29 protein-coding genes are annotated in these 26,966 nt (G+C 61.8%); 17 read left to right on the plus strand and 12 right to left on the minus strand.

What is annotated here, in order from left to right:
- The 5 genes from R3X27_RS21885 to R3X27_RS21905 all read right to left on the minus strand — a co-directional run.
- On the minus strand, positions 1 to 276 hold a 276-nt coding region (locus tag R3X27_RS21885), incomplete at its 3' end, for an ABC transporter ATP-binding protein (RefSeq protein ID WP_317711032.1).
- Between the two features lie 13 nt (positions 277 to 289).
- Positions 290 to 1,123, minus strand: a complete 834-nt coding sequence (locus R3X27_RS21890; protein WP_317711033.1) for a carbohydrate ABC transporter permease — start codon at positions 1,121 to 1,123, stop codon at positions 290 to 292.
- A gap of 15 nt (positions 1,124 to 1,138) precedes the next feature.
- Entirely contained in the window at positions 1,139 to 2,011 is an 873-nt protein-coding gene (locus R3X27_RS21895; protein ID WP_317711034.1) for a sugar ABC transporter permease, read from the minus strand.
- 185 nt (positions 2,012 to 2,196) lie between these two features.
- The gene (locus R3X27_RS21900) at positions 2,197 to 3,525 is read right to left on the minus strand and encodes a sugar ABC transporter substrate-binding protein (protein ID WP_317711035.1); all 1,329 of its coding nucleotides are present in this window, start codon (positions 3,523 to 3,525) and stop codon (positions 2,197 to 2,199) included.
- A 122-nt stretch (positions 3,526 to 3,647) separates the two neighbouring features.
- Positions 3,648 to 4,691, minus strand: coding sequence for a LacI family DNA-binding transcriptional regulator (locus tag R3X27_RS21905; protein WP_317711036.1), 1,044 nt, complete (start codon positions 4,689 to 4,691; stop codon positions 3,648 to 3,650).
- A gap of 151 nt (positions 4,692 to 4,842) precedes the next feature.
- Here R3X27_RS21905 and R3X27_RS21910 point away from each other — a divergent pair, with 151 nt between their 5' ends.
- The 6 genes from R3X27_RS21910 to R3X27_RS21935 all read left to right on the plus strand — a co-directional run bounded on the left by R3X27_RS21910 (position 4,843) and on the right by R3X27_RS21935 (position 10,173).
- Complete coding sequence (locus R3X27_RS21910) at positions 4,843 to 5,787, plus strand: sugar kinase (protein WP_317711037.1); 945 nt, start codon at positions 4,843 to 4,845, stop codon at positions 5,785 to 5,787.
- Positions 5,788 to 5,798: 11 nt separating this feature from the next.
- Complete coding sequence (locus R3X27_RS21915) at positions 5,799 to 7,055, plus strand: class II D-tagatose-bisphosphate aldolase, non-catalytic subunit (protein WP_317711038.1); 1,257 nt, start codon at positions 5,799 to 5,801, stop codon at positions 7,053 to 7,055.
- A gap of 102 nt (positions 7,056 to 7,157) precedes the next feature.
- Positions 7,158 to 7,709, plus strand: a complete 552-nt coding sequence (locus tag R3X27_RS21920) for an SIS domain-containing protein (protein WP_317711039.1) — start codon at positions 7,158 to 7,160, stop codon at positions 7,707 to 7,709.
- Positions 7,710 to 7,777: 68 nt separating this feature from the next.
- Positions 7,778 to 8,551, plus strand: a complete 774-nt coding sequence (locus R3X27_RS21925; protein WP_317711040.1) for an L-iditol 2-dehydrogenase — start codon at positions 7,778 to 7,780, stop codon at positions 8,549 to 8,551.
- The gene (locus tag R3X27_RS21930) at positions 8,551 to 9,495 is read left to right on the plus strand and encodes a PfkB family carbohydrate kinase (protein WP_317711041.1); all 945 of its coding nucleotides are present in this window, start codon (positions 8,551 to 8,553) and stop codon (positions 9,493 to 9,495) included. The genes R3X27_RS21925 and R3X27_RS21930 overlap by 1 nt, the downstream gene beginning before the upstream one ends.
- A 15-nt stretch (positions 9,496 to 9,510) precedes the next feature.
- Positions 9,511 to 10,173 carry a transaldolase family protein gene (locus R3X27_RS21935; RefSeq protein WP_317711042.1) on the plus strand — a complete coding sequence of 221 codons (663 nt, stop codon included), beginning with the start codon at positions 9,511 to 9,513 and terminating at the stop codon, positions 10,171 to 10,173.
- 78 nt (positions 10,174 to 10,251) lie between these two features.
- Here the strand turns inward: R3X27_RS21935 and R3X27_RS21940 are convergent, their stop codons facing one another.
- The 3 genes from R3X27_RS21940 to R3X27_RS21950 all read right to left on the minus strand — a co-directional run bounded on the left by R3X27_RS21940 (position 10,252) and on the right by R3X27_RS21950 (position 13,015).
- Entirely contained in the window at positions 10,252 to 10,662 is a 411-nt protein-coding gene (locus R3X27_RS21940) for a helix-hairpin-helix domain-containing protein (RefSeq protein WP_317711043.1), read from the minus strand.
- A 213-nt stretch (positions 10,663 to 10,875) separates the two neighbouring features.
- On the minus strand, positions 10,876 to 11,136 hold the full coding sequence (locus R3X27_RS21945; RefSeq protein ID WP_317711044.1) for a hypothetical protein: 261 nt from the start codon (positions 11,134 to 11,136) through the stop codon (positions 10,876 to 10,878).
- Positions 11,137 to 11,194: 58 nt separating this feature from the next.
- Positions 11,195 to 13,015 (minus strand): Na/Pi symporter, encoded by a 1,821-nt coding sequence (locus tag R3X27_RS21950; protein WP_317711045.1) that lies wholly within the window; start codon positions 13,013 to 13,015, stop codon positions 11,195 to 11,197.
- A gap of 388 nt (positions 13,016 to 13,403) precedes the next feature.
- On the opposite strand from R3X27_RS21950, the gene ppk2 reads away from it, so the two are divergent.
- Entirely contained in the window at positions 13,404 to 14,210 is an 807-nt protein-coding gene (gene ppk2, locus R3X27_RS21955) for a polyphosphate kinase 2 (protein WP_317711046.1), read from the plus strand.
- 22 nt (positions 14,211 to 14,232) lie between these two features.
- On the opposite strand, the gene R3X27_RS21960 is transcribed toward ppk2, so the two are convergent.
- The 4 genes from R3X27_RS21960 to R3X27_RS21975 form a co-directional block, all read right to left on the minus strand.
- Positions 14,233 to 14,583: a hypothetical protein gene (locus tag R3X27_RS21960; protein WP_317711047.1), complete on the minus strand. Its 351-nt coding sequence runs from the start codon at positions 14,581 to 14,583 to the stop codon at positions 14,233 to 14,235.
- Between the two features lie 83 nt (positions 14,584 to 14,666).
- Positions 14,667 to 14,927, minus strand: a complete 261-nt coding sequence (locus tag R3X27_RS21965; RefSeq protein WP_317711048.1) for a hypothetical protein — start codon at positions 14,925 to 14,927, stop codon at positions 14,667 to 14,669.
- 49 nt (positions 14,928 to 14,976) lie between these two features.
- Positions 14,977 to 16,782, minus strand: a complete 1,806-nt coding sequence (locus R3X27_RS21970) for a Na/Pi symporter (RefSeq protein WP_317711049.1) — start codon at positions 16,780 to 16,782, stop codon at positions 14,977 to 14,979.
- A gap of 13 nt (positions 16,783 to 16,795) precedes the next feature.
- Positions 16,796 to 18,370 (minus strand): inorganic phosphate transporter, encoded by a 1,575-nt coding sequence (locus tag R3X27_RS21975; RefSeq protein WP_411572526.1) that lies wholly within the window; start codon positions 18,368 to 18,370, stop codon positions 16,796 to 16,798.
- Between the two features lie 561 nt (positions 18,371 to 18,931).
- Here R3X27_RS21975 and thrS point away from each other — a divergent pair.
- The 10 genes from thrS to R3X27_RS22020 all read left to right on the plus strand — a co-directional run bounded on the left by thrS (position 18,932) and on the right by R3X27_RS22020 (position 26,948).
- A complete protein-coding gene (gene thrS / locus R3X27_RS21980) occupies positions 18,932 to 20,884 on the plus strand; it encodes a threonine--tRNA ligase (protein WP_317711050.1) in 1,953 nt (650 codons plus the stop codon).
- Positions 20,885 to 21,071: 187 nt separating this feature from the next.
- Entirely contained in the window at positions 21,072 to 21,572 is a 501-nt protein-coding gene (locus tag R3X27_RS25700) for a Hint domain-containing protein (protein ID WP_411572527.1), read from the plus strand.
- Between the two features lie 158 nt (positions 21,573 to 21,730).
- The gene (locus R3X27_RS21985) at positions 21,731 to 22,021 is read left to right on the plus strand and encodes a DUF2282 domain-containing protein (protein ID WP_317711051.1); all 291 of its coding nucleotides are present in this window, start codon (positions 21,731 to 21,733) and stop codon (positions 22,019 to 22,021) included.
- A 90-nt stretch (positions 22,022 to 22,111) separates the two neighbouring features.
- A complete protein-coding gene (locus R3X27_RS21990) occupies positions 22,112 to 22,402 on the plus strand; it encodes a DUF2282 domain-containing protein (RefSeq protein ID WP_317711052.1) in 291 nt (96 codons plus the stop codon).
- A gap of 71 nt (positions 22,403 to 22,473) precedes the next feature.
- Positions 22,474 to 23,328, plus strand: a complete 855-nt coding sequence (locus R3X27_RS21995; protein ID WP_317711053.1) for a DUF692 domain-containing protein — start codon at positions 22,474 to 22,476, stop codon at positions 23,326 to 23,328.
- The gene (locus R3X27_RS22000) at positions 23,325 to 24,074 is read left to right on the plus strand and encodes a DNA-binding domain-containing protein (RefSeq protein ID WP_317711054.1); all 750 of its coding nucleotides are present in this window, start codon (positions 23,325 to 23,327) and stop codon (positions 24,072 to 24,074) included. Before R3X27_RS21995 ends, R3X27_RS22000 begins: the two co-directional genes overlap by 4 nt.
- A 5-nt stretch (positions 24,075 to 24,079) precedes the next feature.
- Complete coding sequence (locus R3X27_RS22005) at positions 24,080 to 24,685, plus strand: DoxX family protein (RefSeq protein ID WP_317711055.1); 606 nt, start codon at positions 24,080 to 24,082, stop codon at positions 24,683 to 24,685.
- Between the two features lie 162 nt (positions 24,686 to 24,847).
- Positions 24,848 to 25,054 carry a cold-shock protein gene (locus tag R3X27_RS22010; protein ID WP_317711056.1) on the plus strand — a complete coding sequence of 69 codons (207 nt, stop codon included), beginning with the start codon at positions 24,848 to 24,850 and terminating at the stop codon, positions 25,052 to 25,054.
- Between the two features lie 200 nt (positions 25,055 to 25,254).
- Complete coding sequence (kynU, locus tag R3X27_RS22015) at positions 25,255 to 26,460, plus strand: kynureninase (RefSeq protein ID WP_317711057.1); 1,206 nt, start codon at positions 25,255 to 25,257, stop codon at positions 26,458 to 26,460.
- Positions 26,457 to 26,948: a GNAT family N-acetyltransferase gene (locus R3X27_RS22020; protein ID WP_317711058.1), complete on the plus strand. Its 492-nt coding sequence runs from the start codon at positions 26,457 to 26,459 to the stop codon at positions 26,946 to 26,948. Before kynU ends, R3X27_RS22020 begins: the two co-directional genes overlap by 4 nt.
- The last annotated feature ends 18 nt before the right edge of the window (positions 26,949 to 26,966 follow it).

The raw sequence follows: 26,966 nt of genomic DNA on the forward strand, positions 1-26,966 counted from the left end.
TACGCTCATATGCGGATAGAGCGCATAGGATTGGAAGACCATCGCGAGACCGCGCTTGGCGGGCGGCACATCGGTGGCGTCCTGGCCGTCGATTGCGATATGGCCGGAGGTGACGTCCTCGAGCCCGGCGATCAGCCGCAGCAGGGTGGACTTGCCGCAGCCCGAGGGGCCAACGAAGACCACGAACTCGCCTTCGTTGATTTCGAGATCCAGCGGCGGGATGACGTTGACGTCGCCGAAGGACTTGGTGACTTGGCTGAGAGTGATATGTCCCATTTCGATATTGTCCTTACTTCACTGCGCCGAAGGTCAGGCCGCTGACGAGTTGTTTCTGGCTGAACCAGCCCATGATGAGAATTGGCGCGATGGCCATGATCGATGCCGCGCTGAGCTTGGCGTAGAAGAGACCCTCGGGACTGGAATAGCTGGCGATGAACTGGGTCAACGGGGCTGCGTCGGAACTTGTCAGTTGCAGCGACCAGAAGGCTTCGTTCCAGGCCAGGATGATGTTCAGCAGAACCGTAGAGGCGATGCCGGGAATGGCCATGGGCGTCAGGATGTGGATCACCTCTTCGCGCAAGGTGGCCCCGTCCATCCGGGCCGCTTCGAGGATCTCTCCGGGGATCTCCTTGAAGTAGGTGTAGAGCATCCAGACGATGATCGGCAGGTTGATCATCATCAGCACGAAAGTCAGGCCGACGCGGGTGTCGAGCAGGCCGAAATCCCGGAAGATCAGGTAGATCGGGATCAACACGCCGACGGGCGGCAGCATCTTCGTGGAGAGCATCCACATCAGCACGTTCTTGGTGTGCTTGGCCGGAACGAAGGCCATGGCCCAGGCTGCGGGGATCGCGATCAGCAAGCCGAGGAAGGTTGAGCCGACCGAGATCGTGACCGAGTTCATGAAGTGCTTGAAATAGTCCGACCGTTCCTGGACCGCGCCATAGCTCTGCGTGGTCCAGTCGGAGGCGAAGAGGACTTCCAGTGGCGCCCGGATCGCGTCCTCTTCCGTCTTGAAGGAGAGGATCAGGATCCAGAGGATCGGGAAGAACATGAGGAAACCAAGGGTTCCGGCGGTGGCCGTGTTGAACCATTTGGTGCGTGTCGGGACTGCGCGAGCCATATCTGTTCCCTCCCTTTACGCGTCGAGGTTCTTGCCGATCATCCGCATCAGGAAGAGCGCGACGATATTGGCAAGGATGATTGCGACCACACCACCGGCGCTGCCGATGCCCACGTCGAACTGCAAGAGCGAGGAGACGTAGATCAGGTAGGTGAGGTTTGTTGTCGAGACACCGGGGCCGCCATTTGTGGTGACGAGGATCTCGGCGAAGATCGACAGAAGGAAGATCGTCTGGATCAGGATCACGACCGTGATCGAGCGCGCCAGATGCGGCAGCATGACGAACCAGAAGCGGTTGCGCCAGTTGGCGCCGTCCATCTCCGCGGCTTCGAGCTGCTCGCGGTCAAGTGATTGCAGCGCCGTGAGAAGGATCAGCGTGGCGAAGGGCAACCACATCCAGGAGACGATGAAGATGATCGAGGCCATCGGGATCTGGCCGAAGAAGTCGATCGGCTGCATGCCCAGGGCACCGGCGATGCGCCCGAAGATCCCGTTCACCGGGTTCATGAACATGTTCTTCCAGACCAGGCCCGACACGGTCGGCATGACAAAGAAGGGTGAGATCACCATGATGCGGATGAAGCCGCGCCCGAACATCGGCTTGTCCAGCAGCAGCGCGAAGCAGGTGCCGCCGACCGTTGTGATGGTCAAGACCCCGCCCACAAGGACCAGGGTGTTCACCATCGCAGCGCTGAAGCTGGGATCGGTGAAGAACCAGTAGTAGTTCTCCCAGCCTACGAAGGGCGTCGGTCCCGGCTGCAACAAGTTGTAGCGCAAGAAGGAGAAATAGAGCGTCATGCCCAAGGGCACGATCATCCAGCCCAACAGCAGGATGACTGCCGGTGAAACCATTAATCGGGCTGCGGATCTTGAAGCTTTGGTCGCCATACGGTTCGCCCTCCCTGCGACGTATTGAAGAAGCATTCAGGAAAGGACCTGCCACCAGGCCCTTGCCGAAACACATCTTTTTCCCTGGGGATCGACTGTTTTTCCCTGGGGATCGGCCAGACGCAGACCGGAGGCGGACAAAACGGGCCGGCGCGCTGCGCGCCGGCCCGTTCCGGGGAGGAAGGTTACTTGATGTAACCCGCTTTCGTCATTTCGCGAACTGCGAATTTCTGGCTGTTGGCCAGAGCTTCATCGACCGTCGCCTGACCGGTCAGGGCTGCGGCGATCTGCTGACCGACATAGTTTCCGATACCCTGGAATTCGGGGATCGCAACAAACTGGACGCCGGTATAGGGAACCGGATCCTTGGTCGGGTTCGCCGGGTCAACCGAGAAGATCGCCTGCTTGATGGTCTCGGCGAAGGGAGCCGCTTCCAGGAGACGTGCGTCTTCATGCACAGAGGCACGCGTACCGCTCGGCACGGCGACCCAGCCTTCGGTCTCGCCAACCATCTCGTAATACTCTTTCGAGGTGCCCCACTTCAGGAAGTCCTTGGCAACATCGGCTTTCTGCGAGCTGGCCGGAATGGCGAGCGCCCAGGACCAGAACCAGCCGGTGCCATTCGCGGTCACCTGCTTGGGCGCCTGGAAGAAGTCCGTAACATCGGCAACGGAAGAGTTGTTCGGGTTACGAACGTCATTGGCGGCCGAGGTCGCGTCAACCCAGGTTGCGCATTTGCCGTCCTTGAACAGGGCACGGTTCTCGTTGTGTCCGTTGGCCGAGGCACCCGGAGGACCGTAGTTGTTCATCAGGTCGACATAGTAGGTGATCGCGTTGTTCCACTCTTCGCTGTCGAGCTGCGGCTGCCAGTCCATGTCGAACCACTTGGCGCCGAAGGCATTGGCGAGCGGGCCGATGAAGGCCATGTTTTCACCCCAGCCGGCCTTGCCGCGCTGGCAGGTGCCGTAGATGCCGTTATCCGGGTCATGGACCGCAGCGACCATCTCGGCGAACTCGTCATAGGTGGGCTGTTCGGTCGGCGCTGTAACCCCGGCCTTCTCGAACACGTCGGTCCGGTAGAAGGTGAAGGATGTTTCCGAATAGAGCGGCACGGCATAGAGATGACCGTCGGCGGAAAGGCCGTTGCGGACCAGCTGGAAAATGTCTTCCAGATCATAGTCGGCATCTTCGGCGAAATCGTCGAGCGGGGTCAGCCAGCCCTTTGCCCCCCAGATCGGCGTCTCATAGGCACCGATGAACATGATGTCGAAGGAGCCGCCACCCGTGGCGATATCCGTCGTGGTGCGTTGGCGCAGGACGTTCTCCTCCAGAACGACCCAGTTGATCGTGTTGCCCGTCGCCTCTTCCCATTTCGGAGCAAGCTTCTGCATGACGATCATGTCAGCGTTGTTGACGGTAGCGATCGTAATCTCTTCGGCCGCGGCAACGGATGCCAGCGATGCAAGCCCGAAGACCGTCGCGGTCGTGGCAAGCAGATTGCGTTTCACGGTCATGATGGAACCTCCCAATTTTGACGTGCGTAAACTTTGAGACTCAAACCGGCACCTGTCAACTCTTTGTTGAAAATAAGTGCGCTCCACGGGCAAAAGCTCAGGAAGTCATCGGGATATGTCTGTCAGGCAGACTCGCGAATCCGCAGGATCGTGTCGAAAACCTCTTCAGTTCCAGACGACTCGAGAGAGGTATCCCCCTCGATTCGCCGCAACAGCAAGCGGAAGGACGACCGGCCGATAGCCTCGAAATTCTGGGCCACCGTCGTCAGGGACGGGGTCATGAAGCGACTCATCGGGTTGTCGTCATGGCCCGCGACTCGCAGCTTCGCCTTGACGTCTGACCTGCGCGGCAAAAGCCCGTGCTTTCCGGCCGCCCGCAACACACCCGTCGCCAGGCGGTCATTTGCACATAGGATCGTGGCGTCGACATAGCGCCCGCTGCCGAAATGCTCATCCATCACATCATAGGCATAGGCCTCGAACTCCCAGCTATCGGGCTCGGCCGGGACCTCCACGAGGACGGGCTTGAAACCGAGCCGCTCCATCGAGGCGACATAGGCCGCCTCACGCTCGGGACTGTTGGTATTGAGTGGTGGCATTCCGAAAAAATGCGGCGGCGCGCCGGTGCGGCACAAGTAATTAACCAAAGTATCAATGCTTTGGCGGTTGTTTGTCCCGACAAAATCAACCGAAGGGAGAGCGTGAGGAAGGCGCGAGTCGACAAGCACGATCGGCAGACGGGTGCTCAGCCGGGCAAAGACATCCGCCGAGCTCTCGCGTCCCAGCGGGGCGACGATCACACCATCGACATTCATTGACAAAAAGGTCTCGACGGCCCGTGCCTCGAGATCCGCGCTGCCGTGAGAATTCTGCCTCAACACCGTGTAATCGGCCTCAAGTGCCGGCCGTTCGATCGCGTTCAGGAGCCGGGCGAAGAACAGATCCTCGGTATCCGGGATGATGACACCGATCAGCCCGGTCGACTTCCGATTGAGTCGGGTGGCGAAGAAATTCGGAACATAGTCGACGGTCTCGAGACCATCCTCGATCTTCTTCCGTGTCGAGGCTCGGACACTGTCGGCATCGCGGAAGAATCGCGACAAGGTCGGCCTGGAGATGCCGATCGCCGCGGCCAACTCCTCCATCGTCTTGATTTTCTGCTTCATTTGCCGCGCAACCCCTGTCCCTAAATGCCAGCCTTACCTTTTTTCACCCGTCATGCTCAAGTTCTTGCCGCCATGGAAACACAAAAATTGACATGCGTAAAGTTTTTGCATATGCCATCTCGACAGGCTCGGAGATTCAAGGGAGGTGCTCATGCCGTCTGGTCCCACGATACTCTCGTCCGGCGAGTTGCTCGTCGAGTTCGTCTCTCACCGCAAAGGTTGCGGCCTCGAGACCATCTCGGAATTCTCTGGCCCCTACCCCAGCGGCGCGCCGGCGATCTTCATCGACCAGGCCGCCCGCATGGGCGCAACGACCGGGTTCTTCGGCACCGTCGGCAAGGACGGGTTTGGCCGGACCCTTGTCGGACGGCTGAAGGATGACGGGGTCGATATATCCGGCATCGCAACCGATCCCGACAAAACCACCGGCACCGCCTTCGTCTCCTACTACGAGGACGGCTCCCGAACCTTCATCTTCCACCTCAAGGGCACAGCGGCCGAAGAAATCACCTTCTCGCCGGACGCCTTGCCCGCGGGAGATCTGATCCTGCATGTCTCGGCCGCCTCGCTTGGCGCACCAAAGCTGAGAACGGTCATCCTGCAGGCGGTCGAGGCCGTTCTGGCCCGTGGCGGCCGGATCTCCTGCGATCCCAATGCCCGTCCGGAGCTGATGCGGGACGACGAGGCCCGACAGGCTCTGGAGCAGATCGTCGACCAAAGCTGGTGCCTCATGCCGAGTACGAGCGATCTGGGCTTTCTCTTCCCCGGTCTGGACGAAGACGCGGCGGTTGAGAAGATGCTGTCGGCCAAGGCAGAGATCATCGCCCTGAAACGCGGCGGAGACGGCGCGACGGTGATTTCGGGCGATCAACGCCATGATTTCCGAGCGCACAAGGTTGAGGAACTTGACCCGACCGGAGCCGGGGACGGGTTCTGCGGAACCTTTGTCGGCCTCCTGGCGCAGGGCGTGCCGCTTGTGGAGGCCGGGCGGCGGGCCAATGCCGCCGGCGCTATCGCCGTGACCCGGCGCGGCCCGATGGAAGGCAATTCCACACCGGAAGAAATCGATGCTTTCCTCGCCCGTGGCGAGGCATGAAAGGGTCCAGTATGCTTGACATTCATTCCATGATCGACGCGAACCGCGGTGGTCAGGCGACGGGTCTTCCCTGTTTCTGCACTGCAAACGAGCAGGTCATCCGCGCGATTCTCGACTTCGCCGCGCAGAGCGGCTTTCCGACCGTGATCGAGGCGACCTGCAACCAGGTCAACCAGGATGGCGGCTATACCGGCATGCAGCCGGCCGATTTCATGGCCTGGATGAAGGGCATGGCCGGCGAGGCCGGCGTGCCGATGGACCAGCTCATCCTCGGCGGCGACCATCTCGGGCCGAATGCCTGGCGCAAGGAGCCGGTCGAGAGCGCCATGGAGAAGGCGCGCGAACTGGTGAAGCTCTATGTCGAGGCCGGCTTCACCAAGATCCATCTCGATGCCAGCATGGCCTGTGGCGGTGAGCCCAATCCCAGCTTCTCCCAGATCGCCGAACGCGCCGCCGACCTCTGTGCCGTGGCCGAGAAATACGCGCCTAACCCGGAGGCGCTGGTCTATATCATCGGGACGGAAGTTCCGATCCCCGGCGGCGAGACCGAAGAGCCGGACGCGCTGGACGTCACCTCGGTTCCTCGTTTTCAGGACACGATCGACACTCATCGCGCGGCCTTCGAGGCGCGCGGGCTGACCGACGCCTGGTCGCGCATCGTCTCCGTCGTGACCCAGCCCGGGGTCGATTTTTCCCACACCTCGATCTTCCGTTTCGATCCGCCCGCCGCCGCCCCGCTCTGCAAGGCCATCGAAGCCGCGCCCGGTCTCACCTTCGAGGCCCATTCGACCGATTACCAACCGACAGCGGCGCTCAGGGAGCTGGTCGAGAACCATTTCTTCTTCCTGAAGGTCGGCCCCGAACTGACCTTCCGTTTCCGCGAAGCTGTCTATGCGCTGGCCGGGGTCGAAGCCCTGCTCTCTCCCGCCACGCCCAGCCGGCTTGCCGAAACGCTCGCCGAAGTCATGACCGTCAAGCCGGGTGACTGGCAGGACTATTATGCCGGGGATGCCGCCCAGGTCGAACTGCTGAAGCGCTTCAGCTACAGCGACCGTATCCGCTATTACTGGAACGACGCCCAGGTCGCCGCGGCGCTCAAGACCATGCTCGCCAACCTGGCCGCGCAACCGCTTCCCGAGACCATCTTGTCGCAGTTCTTCTTTGGACAGGAATTCGGAAACATGCCGAAAAGCGCAGATGCGCTCATCGCCGGCCATGTCGAAGGATCGGTGCGGCGCTACTTCGCGGCCTGCGGCTTCGAGGAATAGGCAGGGGCGCGAAAAGGTCGCTTTGACAGCGCGCGCCAATCGGCATGAAGTCACGCCGTCGCGGAAATCCCGCCGGTGAGTCCCCCATGAGGAGAAGCGAGGATGGCATCCCTTTACAGCGGAGCATTGGCCGAGCTTGAAGCTGTCTTCGACCGACTCGATGACGGGTCTGTGGAGGACGCGGTCTCCGTGATCGCCTCGGCCCGGCAGATCGCGCTCCATGGCGTTGGCCGCGAAGGGCTGCAGATCAAGGGATTGGCGATGCGCCTGTTCCATCTCGGCCTGAAGGTCTCGGTGGTTGGCGACATGACGACGCCGCCGCTCGGAGATGGCGACCTGCTGATCGTCTCGGCCGGCCCGGGAGATCTCTCCACGGTCCAGAGCCTGATCGGGACCGCCTCGGCGGCCGGCGCGCGCACGCTCTGTGTGACCGCCCAGCCCGACGGCCCCTGCCCGCGCGCTGCCGACCACGTCCTGACCATTCCGGCCCAGACCATGGCTGACGATTCAGGTCCGGACCTGTCTATTCTGCCGATGGGGTCGCTCTTCGAGGGCGCCCAGTTCGTGCTCTTCGAGGTCATGGTGCTGAAGCTCCGCGACCGCCTCGGCGTGGATGCTGAGACGATGAGAGGCAATCACACGAATCTCGAATGAATCCTGGCCTCCCCGGAGGCCCGATCAGGAATCGCCGGGAGGCCCCGGCATCAGGGAGGATCATGGCAATGACGAAACGGCTCGATGGAAAGGTCGCCCTTGTGACGGGTGGCGCGCGCGGGATTGGCCGGGCGATCTGCGAAGCCTTTGTTGCGGCGGGCGCGAAGGTCGCGGTCGCGGACCGGCTGGCGCAGGAAGCCACGGAGACCGCCGAAGCGCTTGGCGACACCGCGATGGCGCTGGAGATGGACGTGACCGACCTGGAGGCGATTGCCGCAGGGGTCGCCGCGGTCGAGGCGAAATGGGGCCAGATCGACATCCTCGTGAACAATGCCGGCATCTTCAGCATGGCCTCGATCGAGGAGATCAAACCCGAGGATTTCCGCCGACAGTTCGACATCAACGTGGCCGGCACGCTCTTCGCCATCCAGGCCGTGGTGCCAGGCATGAAACAGCGCGGTTCGGGCACGATCATCAATTTCTCCTCGCAGGCCGGACGGCGCGGCGAGCCCAATATCGCGCTCTACTGTTCCTCGAAAGCCGCGATCATCTCGATCACGCAATCGCTGGCGCTGGAACTGGCCGGGAGCGGCATCCGCGTCAACGCCATCGCGCCGGGCGTCATCGACACGCCGATGTGGGATGTCGTGGACGGGCTCTTCGCCAAATACGAAAACAAGCCGGCCGGACAGAAGAAGCGCGAAGTCGGTGAGGCGGTTCCGCTCGGCTATATGGGCAGCCCCGAGGAGATCGCCGAACCTTGCGTTTTCCTCGCCTCGGAGGAGGCGCGCTACATCACCGCGCAGACGCTCAATGTCGATGGCGGGAACTGGATGAGCTGATGGCCGACCTCCCGATCCTCGCCATCGGCGGCGAGAACCTGATCGATCACGTCACCCGCGACGGCGTCGTCTCGGCCTGCCCCGGCGGCTCGCCCTTCAACGTCGCCATGGCCCTCGGGCGGCAAGGCTCGAATGTGCATTACATCTCGCCAATCTCGACCGATAGCTGGGGCGACATGCTGGCCGAGACGTTGCTCGGCTCCGGCGTGAAACTGGATGGAGGGCGCAATCCCGCCCCCACCACGATGGCGCGGGTGACGGTCAATGACGGCGTGCCGAGCTACCGCTTCGAGCGCGACCAGACGGCAGAGCGACAGATCACCGGCGAGACACTGGCCGCCGCGCTGCCCGAGGCGGCAGCGGCGATCCATACCGGCTCGCTGACGCTGACCGACGGTGCGGATGCCGCCGCCTGGGAGGCGTTTTGCGGCGAGTGCCACGATGCAGGCATGCTGGTCTCGCTCGACCCCAATGTCCGGCTTTCCATCCTCTCGGATGTCGAGGGCTATCGCGCCCGCATCCTGCGCATGTGCCGGCGGCTCGACCTGCTCAAGCTGAGCGACGAGGATCTCGAAGGGCTCTTCACGGGGCGCGACGAGGACGCGGCGCTGACGGCATTGCGCGAGATCACCTCGGCCCGGATCGTCGTCCTGACCCGGGGCGCAAACGGTGTCAGCGCCTGGATTGGCGCCGACCGGGTCGACATTCCGGCCGCGCTGGTGCCGAAACTGGTCGATACGGTCGGGGCCGGCGACACCTTCACGGCGACCATGCTCGCCGGACTTGCCGACAAGAACGCACTCTCCGGGGCCGCGCTCGCAACCCTCACGCGAGACGACCTCACCCTGCTGCTTCACCGCGCCAGCACGGCCGCGGCTCTCAATTGCGGACGGTCGGGTTGCAACCCGCCCAGCCGTGATGAGATCGAAGCAGCAACTTTCTGAAAGGTCAGACAGAAGATGGATCTCTATATCGACACCGCCGAGACGGACGCTTGGAAAGAGTTGATGCCAACTCGGCTCTTCAAGGGGATAACGACGAACCCGCTGCTGGCCTCGCGTGCCGGCCTCTCCTATCCGGAGATCGACTGGGCCGGGCTGACCGGGCTGGCCGCCGATCTCGGGGCGAAGGAGTTTCACTGCCAGGTCTACGGGCCGGTCGAGGGCTTCGTCGACTGGGCAGGCGCGCGCTACGAGGATGGCCGCAAGGCCGGGCTGCAGGTCGTGATCAAGGTGCCGCTGATCGAGCCGACCATCCGCGCCGTTCCGGGGATGAAATCCGCCCTCGGGGGGCCGATCCTGATGACCGCCTGCTATGACGCCAAGCAGATGTTCGTGGCCAGTGCGCTTGGGGCCGAATATATTGCGCCCTATTTCGGCCGGATGCTCGAAGGCGGCCTGCCTGCCTATGAGGCCATGGCGCAGATGCTGGCCATCGGAAAGCTTGCCGGCGGCAAGACCCGGATGCTCATCGCCTCGTTGCGCAATCCCGACCAGATGGTCCGGCTGGCCGAGATCGGCCTCGACTGTTTCACCATCGCGCCGCAGATCGCCCGCGACCTGCTGACGGACAGCAACTCGGTTGCCGCCGTCGCCGATTTTGAGGCGGCCGCGCTGTCCTGATAGACCTATCTGAAAACGTCCGTCCGCCCTGCCCCCGGGGTTGGGCGGACGCGACATTTGCAGCTCCAGGGAATCCTGTCAGGCTTTCTTGCGAGATTTGCCCTTCCCGGACTTCTTCTTGCTCTGCTTTTCTGCTGGTTTTGCCTTGTCCTTCTTCTTGGACTTGCTTTTCTTTTTGCCCTTGTCCTTCGACTTCTTGGCGGTCTTCTTCGGCTTCTCCCGCTTCTTTTTGTCAACGTCGCCGGCCGCGCTTGCAGCTTTCGGCATGCCACCCTTCGGTGGTTTTTCGTCCGGCACGGGAGCTTCTGCCAAAACTGCCGCCTTGGCGGCTGCCTTGAGGCGTGGAGCCGTGGCCGCACCGATCCCGGGCACAGCTTTCAACCGTAGAGGCGTCGCGGCGGCCATATCCTCCGCGCTGGCAAATCCGTGTTCAGCCAACGCCTTTTCCATAGCCGGTCCCACCCCGAGAACCTTGGATGTCGAAACCATACTCTCCCTCCTGCAATTGGTCGGTACGCATTTCGCAAAGCGTGACCGATTTTCCTCTTCTTAATCAAGCCTCAAGACCGGACTTTAGCCCAAGACCTCCCGCGGGCGGCCGACCGCTGACACCATTGGCGCAGATTCGTCGGGGCCTGGCTTTCCCCCTGACCTCGAACAGGCCGTGGAATTCAGCCCACCCGTCCCTGCGGTCGTGGCGGCTCAATCGGCCTGCTTGCCGATCTGTTTTACAAGCCACGCGGCACGTTCCTGCAGTTCTTCCACGACTTTCAGCTTCGCCTTCAAACGTTCCTGTTTCGAAGGCTTCTTGGCAGCCTTCAATTCAGATTTCAGCGCGTCGTGCTTGGCATCCAGCTTCGCGACAATCCGTTCGGCCTTTTTCCGGCTGATCGGTTCGGCCTTCTTTTGCTTGAGGCGTTTGCGATAGCTCTCCAGCTTCTCGATCGTTGCCTTCAGTGCCATGTCGTTCCGGCTCCATACTCATGTGCAAGGTCTCTGCAACCCGGCGTTTCTGCATCCGTCACCGGGCATCATCCGTTTCGGATACCTCGGCCAGAAGCCCCTCGATCTCATCCTCTTCCAGCGCAAGGATGCGCTCGATCTCCGCCATCGCCTCGTCCGTTTCGGCGTAATACGCTTGCGCCGCGTCGATCAAATCACCCATCGCCTCATATGCATATCCCGAATCCGTCATGAAGGAGGTTGCCGCTTCGGGCGCTATTTCCTTGTTGCGGATCATGCTGTCGATCACTTTGGAGGTGTTCTTGCGATCGCGCTCGATCTGCACCCGCTCTTCCTCCAGCCACAGCGTGCTGCGCAGCTCCGGCTCGGCCTGGCCGATCTTGTGAATCTCGACGAGGATGCGCGCGATCTCGGTCCGCAACTCGTTGTAGATCTCGGAGATCCTGCCCTGCGGCGTGCGGGTGAACTGGGTGGCGTTTCCCCGCATGTGCTTGACTGCCTTGACCGCATGGACCGAGCTTTGTGCAGCATCCCTCAACTCGTAGATGTGGTCGGTGACGTCGCGCGGAAGGTTGAGCGCACCGGCGCGACTGGCGAAGTCGACAATGGCCGAATACAGGGTCTTCACCCTGCGTTCGTATTCCTCGTCGATATTGACGTCCATCGGTTGCGTGCTCCGCTCGACCGTCGCAGCCACGTCATTGGTGGCATAGATCTCCTGCCGGCTCAGGTTCAGGCCATGGGCGATGAGCGCGATCGCGTTGTCCTGCAGGTGCTCGACCTCCTTGCGCATGGCGACCTCCATCGTCGCCGGGAAGCTCTCGACGGCACGGGACAGGTACAACGGTTTCGTCACGTCGATCTCCGGCGCGGGAATGGCGCGCTCCAGAAAGCGTATCAACTGGTGGATCGGTGGGACCATGATGGAGACACCGATCACGTTGAACATCGTGTGGAACACCGCCAGTTTGAGCGCATAATCCTCCGCGCCGATCCCCAGACTGTTGCTGATCCAGTCGACAGCGGTCACGAGCTGGTTGATCAACAACAGGCAGACGACCGCCGTGACAACCTTGAAGATCACATGCGCAAGCGCGAGGCGGCGGCCCTGATAGCTGGCCGGAAGGGCGGCGATGATCGCCGTGATCGTCGTGCCGATATTGGCGCCGATCACGAGGGCTATCGCGTTTTCATAAGAAACCTGGCCCGCCGCCATCGCCGTGATGACCAGCACCATCGTCGCATGGCTGGACTGCATGACCACGGTCGCGACGGCCCCGATGAGGGTATAGACGATCAATCCCGCCGCGCCGGTCATGGCGAATTGCGTCAGGTCGAACTGGTCCTTGAACGCGTCGAAGCCCTCTTTCATGTGATGGATGCCGAGAAACAGGAAACCCAAGCCGGCAAGGATGAACCCGAGGCCGCGGATATACTTGGAGCGTTGGAAAATCAGCACGATACTGATCGCCAGCATGGGCATCGCATAGGCCGAAATCTTCACCTTGAGACCGAACCCCGCCACCAGCCAGGCGCCTGTCGTCGTGCCGATATCGGCTCCGAACATGATGCCTACGCCTGCGATCAGCTTGATCAGGTCGGCCGACAGGAAGGAGATCGCGATCACCGAGACCAGCGAACTCGACTGCATGAGCGTTGCCGCCACGAAGCCGAAGCCGAGCGACTTGGCGATCGTGTCTGTCGTCTTGTCCAGCACCCGCTCGAGAACACCACCGCTGAACTGCTTGAACCCGTCCTCCAGCATCAGCATGCCGAACAGGAAAATCGCAACTCCCGCGGCGATCTCCTGGAAGTCACGGCTGATCCAGAATCCGAACAGCAAGACGCACAGGATGACAGGAAGCAGGAGCTTTTTCATTTCGTCGGATCACTCCACCTTCTGCGGCTCTCGGCGTCCCTGGCAAATACAGGCGTATTTCGTGTCTTCTGAAGCATGGATCCCCACTAGGTTACCAAAGTAGTACCCAAGGTCTAACATTTTGGCTATATCTGATTTCCATTGCGGGATTCCGGGGTTGCCGATGGAGCCGCCTCTCTGTGCGCAAGGGGCCGTACTGCGCAGCCGGGTGAAGGGTTCGCACCTCGCGGCCCAGTCTCGACTTATCGTCGCAACTTCGGCTTTGCCTCTTGCAAAGGAGTTGTCGTAGAGATGACCGTGCCCACGCTCATGACAGAGGGCACAGATGAACTTTGCTGCACTCCATCGATGCAGCGTGAGGTTCCGAACTGCAGTCCCGGAGAGACGGATGGCCGAAGAAAAAGTCGAGAAGATCAAGAACAAGACCTACGAGGAAGAGCTTCGGCGCCTGCAGATCGAACTGGTCAAGCTACAGGAATGGGTCAAGGCAACCGGGTACAAGATCGTTGTCATCTTCGAAGGCCGGGACGCCGCCGGAAAGGGCGGTACGATCAACCGGATCACCGAGGCCATGAACCCCAGGATCTGCGACGTCGTGGCCCTGCCGGCGCCGACCGAACGGCAGAAGACGCAATGGTATTTCAAGCGCTATGTCGAGCACCTTCCCGCAGCCGGGGAAATCGTGATCTTCGACCGGTCCTGGTACAATCGCGCCGGCGTCGAATATGTCATGGGCTTCTGCACGGAGGAGGAGCATCAGGAATTCCTGCGCTCCTGCCCCGAATTCGAACGCATGCTGGTGCGCTCCGGCGTTCACGTGATCAAATACTGGTTCTCGGTGAGTGACGAGGAACAGGAACGGCGCTTCCAGAAGCGGCTGGCTGACCCGACAAAACGCTGGAAACTCAGCCCGATGGACCTGGAAAGCCGCAAACGCTGGGTCGAGTATTCGCGCGCCAAGGACATGATGTTCTCGCACACGGATATCAAGCAGGCCCCCTGGTTCGTGGTGAACTCCGATGTCAAGAAACACGCCCGGCTTGATTGCATCAGCCATTTCCTGTCACAGATCCCCTATGAGGACCTGACCCCGGAGCCGTTTGACCTCGAGCCGCGGCCAAAGCAGAAGGGCTATGTCAGGCCGCCGATGGAGGATCAGACCTTCGTTCCGGGAATCCACAAGGATTTCCTCTGATCCAGACCTGCATTGAGGACGTCTAGCGCCTCGCCGGGTTGGAGACCCAGTCGAGCAGCTTCCGGGCGTCGTCGATCTGACGATCCAGAACTGCAAGCTTCAGTGCGTTTCTGTCCGACTCCCCGCTGCCGACCTCGTTCGAAAACCGTTCAAGGACGTCCTGGCGCCGGCTCTCCAGCTTCGCCAGGGTCCGGGTGACATGGCGCGGGCGGAGTCGAGGCGCATCGCCACGCTTGAAACGCCGCAGATAAGCATCGAACCTATCCGACAGGGCGGTGTCGATGGATCGGGCGGAGAAATTTGCAATGGGAGTGTCGGCGCCTTGACTGCGCCCGAGTTCCAGAATTGCTGGATATGATGCGACGACTCCCATGGGTCAATCCTACGCCAGCAATGTAACAACCGTGCGACAAGGCACGGAGTGTCAACCGACATTTCGCGCCATGCCCGGTCGAGTTACTTCTGGGACTTCAGGATTTCCTTCCGCAGGAACTCGGCCTGCTCGATCTGATCGCGCAGAACCTTGCGTTTGCGCTTCAGGCGTTCCTTGCGAGACGGTTTCGTTGCCTCGTGAAACTCCTTGTCGAGATCCGCTTTCTTTGCTTCGAGTTTCGAAATGATCTTGTCGACATGCTTGACCTTGATCTGCTTGGCCTTCTTGTCCTTCAGCCGGTCCTGATAGTCGTTCAGTTTCGCGATTGTCCTCTTCAATGCCATTTCACACCCCTCCCCGGGGCCATTGGCCTGTCGCCTCGCGACGACGGTCTCACTGCGCGCCCGCCGACATTTCTTCGACGTCATCTTCACCAAGTGTCAGGATACGCTCAACCTCCGCCATCGCCCCCTCTGTCTCGATATAATAGACCCGCGCAGCTTCGATCAGATCACTCATCGCTTCATAGGCATAGCCTGAATCGTTGAGAAAAGAGGTCGCGGTTGTCGCTCCGATGGCCTGGTCCCGGATCAGCCGTTCAATCATCCGGGTGGTGTTGCGCCGGTCGCGCTCGATCTGGACCCGTTCCTCGTCGAGCCAGAGGGAACTGCGAATCTCCGTATCGCTCTCGTCGAGATCGTGGATCTCCACCAGAATCCGAGCGATCTCCGTGCGCAGGCCATTGTATAGATCGGTCGCCTCACCCTGCGGCCGACTGGTGTAGACCGTCGCGTTTCGCCGCATATGCTTGACCGCCTTCACGGCGCGAACCGTGCGATTTGCGGAATCCCACAAGGAATAGATCCGTTCCACGACTTCTTTTGGCAGGTTCCTTGTGCCGGCGCGCGTGGCAAACTCGACAATGGCCGAATAGAGCGTCTTGACCCGGGCCTCGTAGACCTCGTCGATATCCAGTTCGAGCGGCTCGGTGCTTGCGGCCACTGTCGCGGCGATGTCGTCGCTCGCGTAGATCTCGTGCCGGTGCAGGTTCAGCCCGTGCGCGATGAGCTCAATGGCATTGTCCTGAAGGTGTTTGACCTCCTTGCGCATTGCCAGTTCCATCGTCGCGGGAAACTCGTCCGCGGCCTGAGACAGGTAGAGCGGCTTGCTCACATCAGGTTCCGGTTCCGCGATTGTGCGTTCCAGGAAACCGATAAGCCGCCCCATCAGCGGCACCATGATCGCCACACCGAGCACATTGAATATCGTGTGGAACACGGCAAGTTTGAGCGCATAGTCATCGTCGCCGATCCCGACAGTTGCGCTCACCCAATCCACCGCCCAGACGATCTGGTTGATGAAGATGAGGGCCACGCCCGCCGTCACCACGTTGAAGATCAGGTGCGCCAGCGCCAGGCGTTTGCCCTGGAAATTCGACGTCAGCGCTCCGATGATCGCCGTGACGGTCGTTCCGATATTGGCCCCGATCGCCAGTGCGATGGCGTTCTCATAGGAGACCTGTCCGGCGGCGAGTGCGGTAATGATCAACACCATCGTCGCGTGGCTTGACTGCATGACAACCGTCGCCGCCGCCCCGATGAACGTATAGACGAGCAGCCCCAGAACCCCGGTCATGGCAAAGCGGGTCAGGTCGAACTGATCCTTGAACGCCTCGAACCCCTCTTTCATGTGGTGGATGCCGAGGAAGAGGAACCCCAGCCCCGCGAGCACGAAACCGGCGCCGCGCATGTATTTCGAGCGCTGGAAGACAAGCACGATGGAAACCGCGAGCATCGGCAGCGCGTAGGCCGAGATCTTCACCTTCAGTCCGAAGCCCGCAACCAGCCAGGCGCCGGTCGTGGTGCCGATATTGGCGCCGAAGATGATGCCGACCCCGGCGACAAGCGTGATCAGGCTTGCGCTGAGGAAGGAGATGGTGATCACGGAGACCAGCGAACTCGATTGCATGATCGTGGTCGAGACGATGCCAAAGCCGATGGACTTGGCGAGCGAGTCGGTGGTCCTTTCAAGAACCCGTTCGAGCAGGCCGCCGGAGAACAGCTTGAAGCCGTCTTCCAGCATCAGCATCCCGAAGAGGAAGATCGCCACGCCGGCGGCGATCTCCTGAAAGTCCTGGCTGTTGACGAAGCCAAGGATCAGCATCGTCAGGATGACGGGAAGAAGCAGGCGTTTCAACACGCTGGGCGATCTCCTACGGCAACATCATGCCACGAAGGGCGTAGAAGAACAGCGCCGCGAGGAAGGCCGCGATCGGCACCGTGATGATCCAGGCGGAGACGATCTTGAACAGCGAGGAGCGCTTGACCAATTGCCGCTTGAGTGCGCTCGCCAGTTCCTTGCGCTGCGCCTTGGTGATGACGGATTCTGCCCCCATCTTCTTGATCCGGGCCAGCATCTCGGCCTTGTCCTCCGGCGGCGCATTCTCGAAGTCGCGCAGAACGGCTTCGACCTTCTCGAAATCCGGCTCGCCGTCATGCTGGTGCAGGACGTTCTCGACAACGGTATGCATCCGCTGCTCGATGAACTCCCGAAGGAAGCCCACGCCGAACACCGCGCCAAGGGCGACATGCGTCGAGGAGATCGGCATACCGAGCTGGCTGGCGATGATCACGGTGATGGCCGCCGCGAGTGCGATGCAGAAGGCGCGGGATCGGTCCAGTTCGGTGATCTCGGAGCCGACGGTGCGGATCAGCTTCGGACCAAAGAGCGCCAGGCCGACCGAAATTCCGACCGCACCAATGCCCATGACCCAGAGCGGGATGGAGACAGAGGTTGTCGAGGCGTCTGTATTGGTCAGGACTTCGACGATACCGGCCAGTGGACCGACCGCGTTGGCGACGTCATTGGCGCCGTGGGCAAAGGAGAGGAGCGCCGCGGCAAAGATCAGCGGCACGGTGAACAGCTTGTTCACACCCGCGCGGTCATTGGTCAGGTTCGGCACAGCCCTGCGCACGATCGGCGCAACGATGACCCATGTGATGATTGCTGCAACCAACCCGATAAGCAGGGCCGAGGGGAAGTCGATCTTGACGATCTTCTTGATGCCCTTGAGGCAGATATAGGTGGTGAACGCCCAGGCCATGATGGAAATCATCAGGGGCACCATGCGTTGCGCCGCCTGTAAAGGTTCCTTCTTGAAGAACACCGTTTTCTTGAGTGCGTAGAGTGTCAGTGCCGCGATGACACCGCCAGTCACCGGAGATACCACCCAACTCAGGGCGATCTTGCCCATGGAGCCCCAGTTCACGATGTCCCAGCCAGCGGCTGCGATCCCTGCGCCCATGACCCCGCCGACGATGGAATGCGTGGTGGAAACCGGAGCCCCGAGCCACGTGGCCAGGTTGAGCCAGATCGCGGCGCCTAGCAGCGCGCCCATCATCACCCAGACAAAGGTGTCCACATCATTGATGTCGGCGGGATCGATGATTCCCTTCTTGACCGTCTTGACCACGTCCCCGCCGGCGATAATCGCGCCCGCCGCCTCGAAAAAGGCCGCAATCATGATCGCCCCTGTCAGGGTCAGAGCGAAGGATCCAACCGCCGGACCGACATTGTTTGCGACATCGTTGGCACCGATGTTCATCGCCATGTAGGCGCCGATCACGGCAGCTGCGATCAAGAGATATGATTGCTCGATATGGGCAAATTTCGTGCCCGTGAAGATCATGACCGCAACGACAAACAGGATCGCTGTCCCAAGCCGCCCGACCTCCGTTCGGCTGAGATCGGCCGCATTTTCGATTTTCACAAAATCCCGCAGTTTCACTGTATCCTCCCCCCAAGAAAACCCGCCTCCAGTGTGGTTTCCAGCACGCGGAATCGCCGGGCGCCAGGTTCAGGAGACGGGAGTACCGTAGGTGGCTCGAGGATCGTGCCATTTGCGACAAGTCAAAGAGAGGCGGTTTCGCGAAGAAATGTAACAGTTTTGCGACGTTTTTTTTGAAGCAACGCCAATTGGTGAAGGAATTCAATCAAGACTGCCTTTCTCGACCGGGATCAAGGCGAGTGGTTTTCGACCGAAATCAGGGCCGCGTGGTTTGGCATCAATACCGGCCCCAAGCAGCGTACGAAGCGGACCCATGGTTCACGAGACCAATTGGCGACCGAAAGGTTTTGACACTGACTTGCTCGGTCACCCGGACAGGTGACCTCACGCCCGTGCGATGGGGATTGCACCCTCAGCCCACCGGGTTTAAGCCATCAGCCGAGCCGGACAGACTGACCCACTCCGGCACGTTAGTGGCGACTGCGGAGTTTTTCCAATGTCTTCACGGGTCGTTCCGCAACCGGGCGCACCGTGGGCGCCAAACCGACGAGGAGAGCCGATATGGCCGATATTTCCCTCACATTCCCCGATGGCGCGAGCCGAGACTTCCCGCAGGGCGTAACGCCCGCCGAAGTCGCCTCCGCGATCTCCACCTCCCTTGGCAAGAAGGCCATCTCCGCGATGGTCAACGGTCAGCACTGGGACCTGCAATGGCCGATCGAGTCCGATGCGACCGTCGCCATCAACACGATGAAAGACGAGGCCCCTGCCCTCGAACTCATCCGGCATGACCTCGCCCATATCATGGCCCGCGCCGTCCAGGAGCTCTGGCCGGACGTCAAGGTCACCATCGGCCCGGTTATCAAGGATGGCTGGTATTACGATTTCGACCGGGAAGAGCCCTTCACGCCGGAGGATCTCGGCGAGATCGAGACCAAGATGAAGGAGATCATCAACCGACGCGACCCGGTGACCACCGAGACATGGGAACGCGAGCGCGCGGTGAAGTTTTACGAAGCCAATAACGAGCCCTACAAGGTCGAGCTGATCGAGGCCATTCCGGGCAACGAGCCGATCCGGATGTATTGGCACGGCCACTGGCAGGATCTCTGCCGCGGCCCGCATCTGCAACACACGGGCCAGGTCCCGGCGGACAGCTTCAAACTGATGAAGGTGGCCGGCGCCTATTGGCGTGGCGACTCCAACCGTCCGCAGCTCCAGCGGATCTATGGCGCCGCCTTCCAGAACCGCAAGCAGCTCAAGGACTATCTGCATTTCCTCGAAGAGGCCGAGAAGCGCGACCATCGTCGCCTCGGCAAGGAGATGGAGCTCTTCCATTTCCAGGAGGAAGCGCCGGGCATGGTCTTCTGGCATCCCAATGGCTGGACCATCTATCGCGAGATGGAAGACTACATGCGCCGCAAGCTGGACAAGGCCGGCTACAAGGAAGTCAAGACTCCGCAGGTGGTCGACCGCAAGCTCTGGGAAGCCTCCGGCCACTGGGACAAGTATCGCGAGAACATGTTCATCACCGAGATCGATGAGGAACATGCGAACGAAAAGCGCATGAACGCGCTCAAGCCGATGAACTGTCCCTGCCATGTGCAGATCTTCAACCAGGGCATCAAATCCTATCGCGACCTGCCGTTCCGCATGGCCGAATTCGGCTCCTGCCACCGCTACGAGGCGCATGGTGCGTTGCACGGGCTGATGCGCGTGCGCGGCTTCACGCAGGATGACGCGCATATCTTTTGCACTGAAGACCAGATCGAAGAGGAAACGTCGAAATTCATCGACCTGCTCTCCGACATCTATCGCGACACCGGCTTCACCAAGTTCGACATCAAGCTGTCGACGCGGCCGGACGTGCGCGTTGGCTCCGACGAGGTCTGGGACAAGGCCGAAGCGGCGCTGGAGAAGGCCATTCTCAGCGTGCGCAACGACTTCGAGTTGGACCCCGGCGAAGGCGCTTTCTACGGGCCGAAGCTCGACTTCAAACTGACCGACGCGATTGGCCGCGAATGGCAATGCGGCACTTTCCAGGCCGATTTCAACCTGCCCGAGCGGCTGGATGCGAGCTTTGTCGGCATGGATGGGGACAAGCATCGCCCTGTCATGTTGCACCGCGCCATTCTGGGCTCCTTCGAGCGCTTCATCGGTATCCTGATCGAGAACTATGCCGGGCGCATGCCGATGTGGCTCGCCCCGCGGCAGGTCGTCGTGGCCTCGATTGTCTCGGATGCGGATGAGTTCGTTCTCGAAGCGACGAAGGTCCTGCAGGAGGCCGGCCTGCGCGCCGAAGCCGACATCCGCAACGAGAAGATCAACTACAAGGTGCGCGAGCATTCGGTTGGCAAGGTGCCGGTGATCCTCGCCATCGGCCAGCGCGAGGTCGAGGAGCGGACGGTTACTGTCCGCCGGCTCGGCGAGAAACGTACCTCCGTCGTGGCGCTGGACGAGATCGTCGCCAGCCTCGCCAAGGAGGCGCGGCCCCCCGATCTCGCCGAAGACTGACGGTTCACGATTTTTTCTCCGCAACGCGGCCCTCCCGGGGGCCGCGTTTTTTTCTTCCCGGATAAGCCTTTTCGCAATTTGATCCTGCGAAACGGTGCCAATGGACGGTGAGGCGGAGATGTCGGTGCACTGAGTCCCGGTTATCGGCATCAGCATCGGGTTTTAGCTGACAGGACGCTGTACCCGCATTTGCCGCCTCCGCACCGATTCCTTCTTCGGCGGCCATGGCAGGCGGGGAGCAAGCGTTCTTGCCGAGAACCTTGCATGTGCGCCGAATCTCGCCCCGGTCCGGATTCGCGCCGGCGCTCTCGGTCCCGGCCTGCCTCCGCACAACCTGTTGGTCTCCGCACGCCAGCGGGTCGCCTTGGAGGACGGGCAAGCGAAACAATATTCCGGTGCCCCCGTGGTTCTTGCCCCCGCCCAAGCGCTTTGTGATGGAAAAAATGAAACATTCGAGCCAGCCGGCGCCCTTTTCACCTCTTGCCGACGTCTTCTCCAGCACCCCGAACGGATGCCGGCGAACGGGATCTGGATGGAGAGCCTGCGCCTCACGCGGTCCATGCCTCCCGCGCCCGCGACTAACCAACACCCTGAAATAGAAAGGATTTTCCAAGACCACACCCTCGCACAAGCGCGTCCGGCCGTTCCGCAACTGAACGATGTGAAGATCCGCCTGCGGACAAGCTGAGCCGCCGGGCTCCACAGGATCGTATGTTTCATCCGCTGACGGACGCGTGTCATGACAGCCCTGTGAATAGCAGTTGATCGCGTGCCCTGCCTAAATTCTCAACACGCCCCGCACAGTGCGGCGGTCGAATGAACATGAGAACAGGTAAAGGGATCGCAATGTCCAATCACGTCAAAACTCTCGCCCTCGTCGGCGCCGTTGCAGCCGCCGTTTCCGGCGCCGTCGCCACCACCGCCCATGCCGCCGACAAGGAAAAGTGCTTCGGCGTTTCGATGGCCGGCAAGAATGACTGTGCCGCCGGCCCCGGCACCACCTGCGCCGGTACCTCCACTGTCGACTACCAGGGCAATGCCTGGACCCTTGTCGATGCCGGCACCTGCGAGAAGATGGAACTGCCCGACGGCCGCATGGGTTCGCTCGAAGCTCTCGACCGCGACCTGCCCGCGTAAGGCGCTCCTCAAATGGCGCCCGGCGGAGATCTCACCGGGCGTCTCCTTCCACAGACCCCATTTCAACCAACTGCAGACAGGAACATCAAAATGTCCATCAACGTGAAAACCCTCGCCCTCGCCGTCGCCGCTGCCGCCGCCGTTTCCGGCTCTGTCGCCACCACCGCCCATGCCGCCGACAAGGAAAAGTGTTTCGGTGTTTCGATGGCTGGCAAGAATGACTGCGCCGCCGGCCCCGGCACCACCTGCGCCGGCACCTCCAAGGTCGACTACCAGGGCAACGCCTGGACGCTCGTCGATGCCGGCACCTGCGAGACCATGGAACTGCCCGACGGCCGCATGGGCTCCCTCGAAGCGCTCGACCGCGACCTGCCCGCGTAATCGGTTCGCTGTTGCGAATAGCGCCCGGCAGGACCTCTGCCGGGCGCATCACGAGTTCCAAGGAGACACAGATGCTCGACGCCACCTCCCACCAAACCCTGCCGCTGGCCCCTGGCGTCGGCTACAAGCCCCAGCATTTCACCGCGATCATGGAAGATTCCGGCCCTGTCCGCTGGCTTGAAATCCATGCCGAGAACTACATGGGCCAGGGTGGTCGTCCGTTGGCACAACTGCGCCATCTCGCCGAACGCTTCCCGATCTCGGTCCATGGCGTCGGCCTCTCCATCGGCGGCGAAAGCCCGCCCGACGCCGACCACCTTGCTCGCCTGCGCCATCTCGTCGACTGGCTGAACCCGGCGAGCTTCTCCGAACATCTCGCCTGGTCGAGCCACGAGACCGCCTTCCTCAACGACCTCCTCCCCCTGCCCTACACCGCCGAAACATTGACCCGGGTTGCCGACCATATCGATCAGGTGCAGGAAGCGCTCGGTCGCCCGATGCTGCTGGAAAACCCCTCCACCTATCTCGCCTTTGCCGAGAGCGAGATGGCCGAGACCGAGTTCCTGCGCGAGATCGCCCGCCGCACCGGCTGCGGCCTCCTTCTCGACATCAACAATGTCTTCGTCTCCTGCACCAATCAGAAACTCGACCCGCGCGGCTATATCGCCGACTTCCCGCTGGATCTCGTCGGCGAGATCCATCTGGGCGGCCATGACGAGCAGGAAGATGAGCACGGCGCGCCGTTGTTGATTGACAGCCATGGTGCCGAGGTCGTTGACCCGGTCTGGACGCTCTATGCCGAGACAATCGTCGCCGGCGGTGCCCGCCCGTCGTTGATCGAATGGGATACGGATGTGCCTGACTGGCCGATCCTCGCCGCCGAAGCCGAGCGCGCCGCGCGCATTCTTGCCCCGGTGCTGACATGAGTGTCGACCAGACCCAGTTCCGAGAGGCAATCCTCGACCCTGGCCGGGATGTTCCGCCCGGCCTCATCGACCCGGACGGGCGCCCCGCTGGCAAGCGTTTCGATGTCTATCGCAACAATGTTGTCGTAAGCCTCACCAATGCCCTTGGCGAGGCCTTCCCGGTGATCCGCAAGCTACTGGGCGAGAACAATTTCTCGATCCTGGCCGGGCAGTTCGTCCGCGCCCACCCGCCCGCCTCGCCGCTCATCGCCACCTATGGCGACGCGCTGCCGGATTTCCTCGAATCCTTCGAGCCGGTGCGCAGCCTCGGCTACCTGTCGGATATCGCCCGGCTGGAACTGGCCCTGCGCCAGAGCTACCACGCAGCCGATGCCGACCCGATCGACCCTGCGCGGTTGCAGGCGTTGCCGCCCGAGCGGCTGATGCAAACCCGTTTTGCTCTCGCGCCCGCGCTGCGCCTGATCCGCTCCGACTGGCCCATCGTCGCCATCTGGCGGTTCAATGCCGAGGACGGTCCCAAGCCCGAGATGCGCCCCGAGACCGCGCTCATCACCCGACCGGAATTCGACCCTGCTCTGACTGCCCTCTCCCCGGCCGGTCACGTCTTCACCGCCGGCCTCGCCGAGGGAAAGACCTTCGGCACTGCCCTCGAAGACGCGACGGCTCTTGAGCCCGGTTTCGACCTCACCCCTGCCCTCGCTGCCCTTGTCTCCGGCGGCGCCATCACCGCCCTGCACGAAGAGTGACCCCCATGACCGATGCCACCGCCGCTCCCGACCGCTCCGCACGCACCCTCGCCACTGGCGCGATCTCCATTCACAACGCCATCTTCTCCCGGATCGACGGCGCGCTCTCCGGCTGGGCCCTTCCGACGCTCGCCCGCTTCGCCTTCGCCGCCGTGTTGCTGATGTATTTCTGGGGATCCGCGATGACCAAGCTCGGGGATGGCATCTTCGGCCTCTTCTCGCCCTCGACAGGCGCCTATGCCCAGATCTTCCCCATCAAGGCCGAGGCGGTGCTCTATGACAGCTCGCAATTCTCGATCTTCGAAAAGCTAGTGATCCTCGCCGGCACCTGGGCCGAATTCATCCTGCCCTTCCTCATCGTCATCGGCCTGCTGACGCGGCTTGCAGCCCTCGGCATGATTGGCTTCGTCGTCGTGCAATCCCTGACCGACATCCACGGCCACCATGCCGATGCCGCCACGATCGGCGCCTGGTTCGATCGCGCCTCCGACAGTCTGATCATGGATCAGCGGGCCTTCTGGGTCTTCGTTCTGATCACGCTTGTTTTGCGCGGGGCCGGACCGCTTTCGGTCGACCGTCTGCTTGGGATTGACCGTCCCAAACATGGGTAAATTCTATCGGGGGTTGTTTTGTTCCGAAACTGAGTCACCATTATCCCTGTGACGTTGCTATCCACGACTCATGGGCCCAGCCTCGCGAGACAGTCCGGCGGCGTTACCACGCCGCCGCAATTCTGCGGGCGGAACGGAGACCAGACGAAGGAGACGCGGGATATGCCAACCGGCACCGTGAAATGGTTCAACACCACCAAAGGATATGGGTTTATCGCTCCCGATGCGGGCGGAAATGACGTTTTTGTTCATATTTCAGCAGTCGAGCGCGCCGGGATGACCGGTTTGGCCGACAATATGAAGGTCGAATTCGAGCTGCGCGAAGGCCGCGATGGGCGGTCTTCAGCCATTGAGCTCAAGGCCATCTGAGACCCAATCCCCACAAGACTGACAGCCGCCCGCATTTCCGGGCGGCTGTCTCTTTTGTCAGCGCACCGCCTTCAATCGGAGTCGTTGGAGGCGCGAAATCCATCGCGCCGGATGTTTTTTGGGCAACCTGCAAAAGGCAACCCGCTCTGGCCTCGCCCGCCGCTTTCTGCCAAGAGTTCGGCACGAGAAACGGAGTCTCCATGGCCAAGTACAGCACCGATTTCGACTGGACGCGCGACCAGTTCCACTTGCCCGAGGGCGTGATCTATCTCGACGGTAATTCGCTCGGCCCCCTGCCCATTGCGACGCCCGCGCGCGTCGCGCGCGCCATCGAGCCGGAATGGCGGGACATGCTGATCGGCGGCTGGGTCAAGGCGGGCTGGCATCTGGCGCCGGAACGTCTCGGTGACCGGATTGCGGCGATGATCGGCGCCGAGGCGGGCCATGTCATGGTCGGAGACACGCTCTCGATCAAGATCTATCAGGCGTTGGCCGCGGCGATTGCCTTGCGCCCGGAGCGGCGGGTGATCCTGTCGGACAATGGCAATTTCCCCTCCGATCTCTACATGGCGCAGGGGTTGGCCAAGACGCTCGGCAATGGCACGCGCCTGGTCACGGTCGCGCCCGAAGAGGTCGCGGACCATATCACCGACGAGGTGGCGGTGCTGATGTTGACCGAAGTCGACTACCGCACGGGTCGGCGGCATGACATGAAAACGCTGACCGCCAAAGCGCATAAACATGGCGCGCTAACCCTCTGGGATCTCGCGCATTCCTTTGGCGCCGTGCCGGTCGATCTTTCGGATTGCGGCGCCGATTTTGCCGCCGGGTGCACCTATAAATACATCAATGCCGGCCCCGGCGCTCCGGCCTTCATCTATGTCGCGCCGGAGCATGCGGGCCACAGCCAGACCGCGCTTCAGGGCTGGCAAGGGCACGCCGCCCCCTTCGCCTTCGAACAAGAGTACCACCCGGCCAACGCCGTCACGCGCATGCGCGTCGGCACCCCGCCCGTTCTGCAACTCGCTGCGCTGGAGGCGGCTCTGGATGTCTGGGACCGGGTCGACTTCAATGATCTGCGCGCCCGCTCTATCGAGCTGACGGAACGGTTTATCGCCGGGGTCGAGGCCCGCTGCCCGCAACTCCGCCTCGCCTCCCCACGCGATCCGCACGCGCGCGGCAGCCAGGTCAGTTTCCATTTCGAGGAGGGCTACGCAGCCATGCAAGCGCTCATTGCGCACGGCGTGATCGGCGATTTCCGCGCCCCCGACATCATGCGCTTCGGCTTCACCCCGCTCTATATCGGCGAGAGGGAGGTCGACGGCGCGGTCGAGATCCTGACCGAGATCATGGCGGGGGATCTCTGGGACCGACCTGAGTACAAGGTCAAGGCGATCATTACGTGAGTTGGGAGATCCGAACGGGCGGCGCCAAGGATGCTGCGGCCTGCATGGCGGTCTATGTCGATGCGATCCGCAACGGAACTGCGGGTCACTACACGGCCGACCAGGCCCGTGCCTGGGCGCCGACCGAAGAGGTCGAGGACTGGCTGCCGCCGCGCCTTGACGCAGGGACCACATGGATCGCCTGGGATGGGCCGCGCGCGGAAGGTTTCCTGACCATCACCGCCGACGGCCATCTCGACTTCTTCTTCGTCCGCACGGAAGCCCGGAAGAACGGCCTGGCAGAGGCGCTCTACCTGCAGATGCTGGCGCAGGCAGAAGCGCGAGGGATCGGGACCCTGACCACTTTCGCCAGCCACCTCGCCCGCTCATTTCTGGAAAAACGCGGCTGGACGGTCATTGAAGGCGAAACCGCGCTCCGTCACGGCGTGGAGCTCAAGCGCTGGAAGATGGCATTGACACGCACCGCATCGGAACGAAGCACCCGCTGACAGAGGGACTCCCCCTCC

It is taken from the genome of Tropicimonas sp. TH_r6 (genome assembly GCF_033101155.1).
GTDB lineage: Bacteria > Pseudomonadota > Alphaproteobacteria > Rhodobacterales > Rhodobacteraceae > Tropicimonas.

Excerpts from the sequence above, each read along its gene's own strand:
- R3X27_RS21890 (WP_317711033.1), bottom strand. The coding sequence starts at position 1,123 with ATGGCTCGCGCAGTCCCGACACGCACCAAATGGTTCAACACGGCCACC.
- R3X27_RS21895 (WP_317711034.1), bottom strand. The coding sequence starts at position 2,011 with ATGGCGACCAAAGCTTCAAGATCCGCAGCCCGATTAATGGTTTCACCG.
- R3X27_RS21900 (WP_317711035.1), bottom strand. The coding sequence starts at position 3,525 with ATGACCGTGAAACGCAATCTGCTTGCCACGACCGCGACGGTCTTCGGG.
- R3X27_RS21905 (WP_317711036.1), bottom strand. The coding sequence starts at position 4,691 with ATGAAGCAGAAAATCAAGACGATGGAGGAGTTGGCCGCGGCGATCGGC.
- R3X27_RS21910 (WP_317711037.1), top strand. The coding sequence starts at position 4,843 with ATGCCGTCTGGTCCCACGATACTCTCGTCCGGCGAGTTGCTCGTCGAG.
- R3X27_RS21915 (WP_317711038.1), top strand. The coding sequence starts at position 5,799 with ATGCTTGACATTCATTCCATGATCGACGCGAACCGCGGTGGTCAGGCG.
- R3X27_RS21920 (WP_317711039.1), top strand. The coding sequence starts at position 7,158 with ATGGCATCCCTTTACAGCGGAGCATTGGCCGAGCTTGAAGCTGTCTTC.
- R3X27_RS21925 (WP_317711040.1), top strand. The coding sequence starts at position 7,778 with ATGACGAAACGGCTCGATGGAAAGGTCGCCCTTGTGACGGGTGGCGCG.
- R3X27_RS21930 (WP_317711041.1), top strand. The coding sequence starts at position 8,551 with ATGGCCGACCTCCCGATCCTCGCCATCGGCGGCGAGAACCTGATCGAT.
- R3X27_RS21935 (WP_317711042.1), top strand. The coding sequence starts at position 9,511 with ATGGATCTCTATATCGACACCGCCGAGACGGACGCTTGGAAAGAGTTG.
- R3X27_RS21940 (WP_317711043.1), bottom strand. The coding sequence starts at position 10,662 with ATGGTTTCGACATCCAAGGTTCTCGGGGTGGGACCGGCTATGGAAAAG.
- R3X27_RS21945 (WP_317711044.1), bottom strand. The coding sequence starts at position 11,136 with ATGGCACTGAAGGCAACGATCGAGAAGCTGGAGAGCTATCGCAAACGC.
- R3X27_RS21950 (WP_317711045.1), bottom strand. The coding sequence starts at position 13,015 with ATGAAAAAGCTCCTGCTTCCTGTCATCCTGTGCGTCTTGCTGTTCGGA.
- ppk2 (WP_317711046.1), top strand. The coding sequence starts at position 13,404 with ATGGCCGAAGAAAAAGTCGAGAAGATCAAGAACAAGACCTACGAGGAA.
- R3X27_RS21960 (WP_317711047.1), bottom strand. The coding sequence starts at position 14,583 with ATGGGAGTCGTCGCATCATATCCAGCAATTCTGGAACTCGGGCGCAGT.
- R3X27_RS21965 (WP_317711048.1), bottom strand. The coding sequence starts at position 14,927 with ATGGCATTGAAGAGGACAATCGCGAAACTGAACGACTATCAGGACCGG.
- thrS (WP_317711050.1), top strand. The coding sequence starts at position 18,932 with ATGGCCGATATTTCCCTCACATTCCCCGATGGCGCGAGCCGAGACTTC.
- R3X27_RS21985 (WP_317711051.1), top strand. The coding sequence starts at position 21,731 with ATGTCCAATCACGTCAAAACTCTCGCCCTCGTCGGCGCCGTTGCAGCC.
- R3X27_RS21990 (WP_317711052.1), top strand. The coding sequence starts at position 22,112 with ATGTCCATCAACGTGAAAACCCTCGCCCTCGCCGTCGCCGCTGCCGCC.
- R3X27_RS21995 (WP_317711053.1), top strand. The coding sequence starts at position 22,474 with ATGCTCGACGCCACCTCCCACCAAACCCTGCCGCTGGCCCCTGGCGTC.
- R3X27_RS22000 (WP_317711054.1), top strand. The coding sequence starts at position 23,325 with ATGAGTGTCGACCAGACCCAGTTCCGAGAGGCAATCCTCGACCCTGGC.
- R3X27_RS22005 (WP_317711055.1), top strand. The coding sequence starts at position 24,080 with ATGACCGATGCCACCGCCGCTCCCGACCGCTCCGCACGCACCCTCGCC.
- R3X27_RS22010 (WP_317711056.1), top strand. The coding sequence starts at position 24,848 with ATGCCAACCGGCACCGTGAAATGGTTCAACACCACCAAAGGATATGGG.
- kynU (WP_317711057.1), top strand. The coding sequence starts at position 25,255 with ATGGCCAAGTACAGCACCGATTTCGACTGGACGCGCGACCAGTTCCAC.